The sequence below is a fragment of the Streptomyces fungicidicus genome (genome assembly GCF_003665435.1).
GTDB lineage: Bacteria > Actinomycetota > Actinomycetes > Streptomycetales > Streptomycetaceae > Streptomyces > Streptomyces fungicidicus.
In genome coordinates this window covers 5648015-5654343 of record NZ_CP023407.1, presented here as the reverse complement: position 1 = coordinate 5654343, position 6329 = coordinate 5648015, and the positions used below count along the sequence as shown (strand labels likewise).

Genomic DNA, 6329 nt, shown 5'->3' with positions numbered 1-6329 from the left:
GTGGAACCCCTTTCCTTCAGCGCATCGGGCGCAGCGCGGGCCTGGTGCTCCGCGTCCCGCCGCCGTGCTCGGCAAGCCAGGCCGCGAGCGCGGCCGGTGTAGGAGTCGCGAACAGTTCCTCGATCGGCAGTTCTTCTCGCAGCGAGGCGCGGACGCGGGCGATGAGCCGGGTCGCGAGCAGGGAGTGGCCGCCGAGGGCGAAGAAGTCGTCGTCGACGCCGACGGTCGGCAGGCCGAGCACCTCGGCGAACGCCTGGCAGAGCAGTTCTTCCTCGGCCGTCGCCGCGGCACGGCCGCCACCGGCGGTGTACGTGGGCTCCGGCAGTGCGGTGCGGTCGAGTTTGCCGTTGACCGTCAACGGCAGGCCGCCCAGAACCACGAACGCGGACGGCACCATGTACGACGGCAACCGCTCCCCCGCAAACACGCGCACCCGGTCCGCGAGTCCGTCAGTGCCTTCGGCAGCAACGATGTAGGCGACCAGCCGCAGCCCACCCGGACCGCCCTCACGCGCCACCACCGCCACCTGCGCTACGTCGCGGTGGCCCGCCACCACCGCCTCGACCTCACCCGGCTCGATCCGGAACCCCCGGATCTTCACCTGCTCATCCGCACGCCCCGCGAACACCAGCCGGCCATCCCGCGACCACCGGGCCCGATCACCCGTCCGATACATCCGGCCACCCGCCGCACCGAACGGACACGCCACGAACCGCTCACCCGTCAACCCGGCACGACCCCGATAGCCCCGCGCCACCTGCGCCCCGGCCACATACATCTCACCCACCGCACCCACCGGCACCGGCCGCAGCCACTCATCCAGCAGGAACACCGACAACCCCGGCAGACCCCGCCCGATCACGCTGCCGTCGGCGGCGGTGTCCGGGCGCAGATCCTGGTGCGTCACATGCACCGTCGTCTCCGTGATCCCGTACATGTTCACCAACCGCGGCCCCGCCTCCCCGAACCGCTCCCACCAGCCGTCGAGCCGCCCCGGCTCCAACGCCTCACCGCCGAAGACCACCGTGCGCAGAGCCGGCAGCCCACCCCCCACACCCATCAGCTGATAGAACGCCGACGGCGTCTGACTCAAAACCGTCACACGCTCGCGCTCCAACAACTCCACGAACTCACGCGGCGACCGCGACACATCGAACGGAACCACCACAACCCGCCCACCATGCAGCAGCGCACCCCACACCTCCCACACCGAAAAATCGAACGCCAGCGAATGGAACCAGCTCCACACATCCCCAGCACCGAACTCGAACACCCCCCGGGTGGCAGCAAACAGCGCCACCACACTGCGGTGTGGCACCACCACACCCTTCGGCCGCCCCGTCGACCCCGACGTATAGATCACATACGCCGGATGGTCCGGGCGTACCGTCGGCAACGGCACCGAGTCGAACACCGGCCCCGAACCGGCCCCGTCGACCGTCACGGCCGCCACACCAGCGGGGAGGACCGGCGCGAACTCCGCCGACGTCACCACCCACTCCGCCCCCGCGTCGGACAGCACGAACGCCACACGATCCGCCGGATAGTCCGGATCCACCGGCAGATACGCACCGCCCGCCTTCGCCACCGCCAGTACGGCCACCACCACATCGGCGGACCGCCCCAGCAGCACCCCCACCACCGACTCAGGACCCACACCACGCCCCACCAGACCCCGCGCCAACCCCTCCGCCCGCGCGTCCAGCTCCGCGTACGACAACTCCACCCCGCCCGCCGTCACCGCCGTCGCATCAGGCGTCCTCGCCGCCTGCACCGCGAACAACTCAGGAAGCGTCGCCTCGGACCCCTCGGCGGCGGTGGTCTCGGCCACCAGCCCGCGCCGCTCCTCGGCGGTCAGCAGGTCCAGGTCGCCCAGGCGCCGCCGGGGGTCGTCCGCCACCTGCTCCAACAGTCGTACGAGCCGGTCGACGAGGGTGCGGACGGTGCCGGCGTCGAAGAGGTCGGTCGCGTACTCGACCGTTCCGGTCACGCCGGCCGGGGTCGCGTCGTCGGTGTGGGTGTCGGTGAGGTTGAGCATCAGGTCGAACCGTGCGGTGCCGGTGTCGACCGGCTCCGGGCGGGTGTCGAGGCCGGGGAGTCCAAGGGTGGGGGGCGAGACGTTCTGCAGGCCGAGTCCGACCTGGAACAGGGGATGGTGGGCCTGGGACCGTTCGGGGTTGAGCACCTCGACGAGGTGCTCGAAGGGGACGTCCTGGTGCTCGTAGGCGGCCAGGTCGGTGTTCCGGACCTGTTGGAGGAGGTCGTCGAAGGCGGGATTGCCGGAGGTGTCGGCGCGCAGTACCAGCGTGTTGACGAAGCAGCCCGCGAGGTCGTCGAGGGCCTCGTCGGTACGCCCCGCGATCGGCGCGCCCAGCGGGATGTCGGTGCCGGCGCCAAGCCGGGTCAGCAGTGCGGCCACGGCGGCGTGCAGCACCATGAAAAGGGTGGCGCCCTGCTGTCGGGCGAGTCGGGTCAGGGCCTGGTGCAGGTCCTGTTCCAGCCGGATCGGGAGCCTGGCGCCCCGGTGGGAGGCCACGGCGGGGCGGGGGCGGTCGGCCGGAAGTTCCAACCGGGCCGGAAGCCCGTCGAGTTGTTCGCGCCAGTAGCGGATCTGGCTGCCGAGCAGGCTGCCCGGGTCGTCTGCCGCGCCGAGCAACTGGCGCTGCCACAGGGTGTAGTCCGCGTACTGCGCCGGCAGTCGCGGCCAATCGGGTGCCCTGCCCCGGCTGCGGGCGGCGTAGGCGGTGGCCAGGTCGCGCGCCAGCGGGGACATCGACCAGGCGTCGGCGGCGATGTGGTGGACGATCAGCAGCAGGACGTGCTCCCGCGGCCCCACCGTGAGGAGTTCGGCGCGCAGGGGCAGCTCGTGGCGGAGGTCGAAGGCGTACCGCGCGGCGCGCTCCAGTCCCCCGGGTCCGTCCCACTCGGACGTCTCCAGACGGGGGCGGGCCTCCTCGGGGGCGAGGATCCGCTGGCGGGGCACCCCGTCGGTGTCCGGGTAGACGGTGCGCAGTGTCTGGTGCCGCTCCACCAGGTCGCACAGTGCCGCCTGGAGCGCCTCCCGGTCCAGTGGCCCGGTCAGGCGCAGTCCCAGGGGGACGTTGTACGTCGCCGACTGGCCCCGCATGCGGTGCAGGAACCACAGACGGTGCTGTGCCGGGGACAGCGGGAGGGGGTCGGGGCGCGGCGCCGGCCGGACGGGGGGCCGGGTCGGGCCGTCGTCGTCAAGCCAGGTGTCAAGGGCCGCCACCGTCGGCGCCGCGAACAGTGCCTTCATCGGCACCTCGACGCCGAGGCCGGCCCGGATGCGGGCGATGAGCCGGGTGGCGGGCAGGGAGTGGCCGCCGAGGGCGAAGAAGTCGTCGTCGGTGCCCACCCGTGGCAGGCCGAGGACCTCGGCGAACAGCTCGCACAGGATCGTCTGCCGGGGGCTGCGCGGCGCGCGGTCCGAGGTGCCGGGGTCGGGTGCCGGCAGGGCGCTCCGGTCGGCCTTCCCGTTCGCCGTCAGCGGCAGGGTGTCGAGCGCCACCACCGTCGCGGGGACCATGTGGGCGGGCAACGCGTGTGCGGCGAAGCGGCGCACTTCCCGGGTGTCGGCTTCCTTCCCCCCGGCGGGCACCACGTAGGCGACCAGTTGCGGGGGGCCGTCGCGGTCGGTGGTGCGGGGCACCACCACGGCACGGGCGACCGCCGGGTGCCGGGACAGTACGGCCTCGATCTCCGCGGGCTCGACCCGGTATCCGTTGATCTTGATCTGGTCGTCGGCCCGGCCCGCGAACTCGAGCTGGCCGCCGGCGGTCCAGCGCACCAGGTCGCCGGTGCGGTACATGCGCTGTCCGGGCGGCCCGAAGGGGCAGGCCACGAACCGTTCCGCGGTCGGTCCCGCGCGCCGGGCGTAGCCGCGGGCCAGTCCGGCGCCCGCGACGTACAGCTCCCCCAGTGCGCCGACGGGTACGGGGTTGAGCGCGTCGTCCAGCGCGTAGAGACGGGTGTTGGCGATCGGACGGCCGATCGGCACCCGGTCGCCGACCGGTCGTCCGGAGGGCACCTCGAACACGCAGCAGCCGACGGTCGTCTCGGTGGGACCGTAGTGGTTGACCACCACCGTGTCCGGCGCGTCGCGCAGCCATGCCCGTACATGGGCCCCGGGCAGCGCCTCGCCGCCCACCACCAGGCGCCGTGTCGCCGAGGCCCGTTCCGGGACGGTGAGGGTTTCGGTGAGCAGCGGCAGATGTCCGGGCACCACCTTGACCAGGCCGAACGGTTCTCCGGCTCGGGCCCTGGTCAGTGCGGCCAGCCCCGCCGCGCCGCCCTCGGGGCTGATGTCCACGGCTCCGCCGCACACCAGCGGCACCAGGACGCCGGTGACCGCCAGGTCGAAGGCCGTCGACGAATGCATGGGTGAGTGGTCGCCGGGGCGCATCCGGAAGAACTCGGCCGCCCAGACCGTGTAGTTGGCCAGGGCGCCGTGGGTGACGGCGACTCCCTTGGGGACGCCCGTCGAGCCCGAGGTGAAGATCAGGTAGGCCAGTTGGGCGGGCAGCGGGGCCGGTGCCGCCGGGGCCGCCGGGGCGGTGACCGGCAGGTCGTCCGGGTCGAGGGCGGCGATGCCGCTCCCTGCCAGGTCGCGCAGCGGCTCGCCGGTGGCGATCAGCGCGGTCGCCCGGCTCTCGGCGAGGGTGAGGCGGGCCCGCTCCGCGGGATGCCCCGGGTCCATCGGCAGGTACGCGGCGCCGGCCTTCCAGGCCGCCAGGAACGCGGTCAGCAGGGCGGGTCCGGGCGGCAGGCACACCGCGACCACCGCTTCGGGTCCGACGCCGTGCCCGCGCAGTACTCCGGCCAGCCGTTCGGCCCGCTCGTCCAGCTCGCGGTAGGTGGTCTCCGACGCGCCGCAGACCACGGCGACCGCGTCCGGGGTGCGGGCGGCGTGCTCCTCGAACCGGCTCAGGACGCTGGGGGCGACGCCGCTCGTCACGGTGCGGTTCCAGGTGACGAGCACGCGCCGCCGCTGGTCCTCGTCGAGGGCGTCGATCCGGTCGGCGAACGCGTCGGCCGGTGCCGCCGCCAGGCGGCCGAGCACCGTGCGGAACGCGCGGGAGATCTCCGCTCCCGCCCCGGGGTCGTGCAGGCCGGGGTTGGTCTGCACGACCGTCCGGAAGCCGTCGTCCCCCCGGTCGTACACGCCGATCGCCACGTCGTCGATGGGGCCGCTCGACAGGCCGGTGCGGGTGGCGACGGCGTCCCCGAACCGCAGCGGCCGGTTCAGGAACATCAGGTTGACGCTCAGATCGCGCAGCGCGCCACGGCCGACGAGCCCCTGGTCGGCGAGGATGTCGCCGTACGGGTACCGCTGGTGGCGCAGGCAGTCGCGCAGGGTGCGGGAGGTGCGCCGCAGGAGTTCGGCGACCGTGACGCCCCGGTCGAGGGAGAGCCGGAGCGGCACCACGTTGGAGGTCATGCCGGGGATGCCGAGTTCCCGTCCGGTGGTCCGCCCGGTGACGGGAACGCCGAGGACGACATCGCGTGTCCCGGTCGTACGGTGCCGGTACAGGGCGGCGGCCGTCAGGGACAGGACGGCGGGGCTGGTGCGCAACCGGCGTGCCGCTTCCCTCAGTTCGGTGGCGGCGGACGCGTCGTTCGGGTGCGTGTGCAGCAGGGGCCGGCCGGGCAGGGACCGGGTGCGGTCCCCGCGTGCGGCGCCCTGGCCGGGCAGGTCCGCCAGGTACTCGCGCCAGAACCGCCGGTCGCGTGCGTACTCCTCGGACCGGAGGTAGGAGCGGTCCGCGTCCAGCAGTACGGACAGCGGCCCCGGTGCGCCGCCGGCGGGCGGGCGCCCCGACGCCGACGCCGTGTAGAGGTCCGCCACCCGGGCGGCGAACACGGAGAGGCTGGTCCCGTCGAGGACGAGGTGGTGGGCACGCTGGTACCAGAGGACATGGCCGGGTCCCAGCCGGAACACGGCGTGGGCGGCCAGCGGGCCGGTGAGGGGGTCCGCGGGGCGGTCCAGGTCGGCGGTCATCCACTCCACGGCCGCGGCGCGCGGGTCCCCTGCGGAGCCGAGGTCGGCGACGTGGACGGGAAGCTCCAGCGAGTCGTCGACGTACTGTCCGGGGCCGGCGTCCTCCTGCCGGAAGCGGAGCCGGTAGGTCTGGGCCTCGTCGAGGGCAGACCGCAGCGCCGACACCAGAAGCCCGACGTCCACGTCGCCGCGGATCTCCACGTACTCGGCGATGTTGTACACGGGGCTCAGGGGTTCGAGCTGCTGCGCGTACCAGACGCCGAGCTGACCGGACGTCAGCCTCTCCAGGTCCTTTCGACGCATCGTCCTC

Annotated in this window: 1 protein-coding gene; it reads right to left on the bottom strand. The window is 73.4% G+C overall.

The features are described from left to right. Window positions 1-16 precede the first annotated feature (16 nt). On the bottom strand, window positions 17-6322 hold the full coding sequence (locus CNQ36_RS25720; RefSeq protein WP_121547707.1) for a non-ribosomal peptide synthetase: 6306 nt from the start codon (window positions 6320-6322) through the stop codon (window positions 17-19). Window positions 6323-6329 lie beyond the last annotated feature (7 nt).

Bases quoted from the DNA above. Each gene is read 5' to 3' on its own strand.
- CNQ36_RS25720 (WP_121547707.1), bottom strand. From the start codon at position 6,322: ATGCGTCGAAAGGACCTGGAGAGGCTGACGTCCGGTCAGCTCGGCGTC.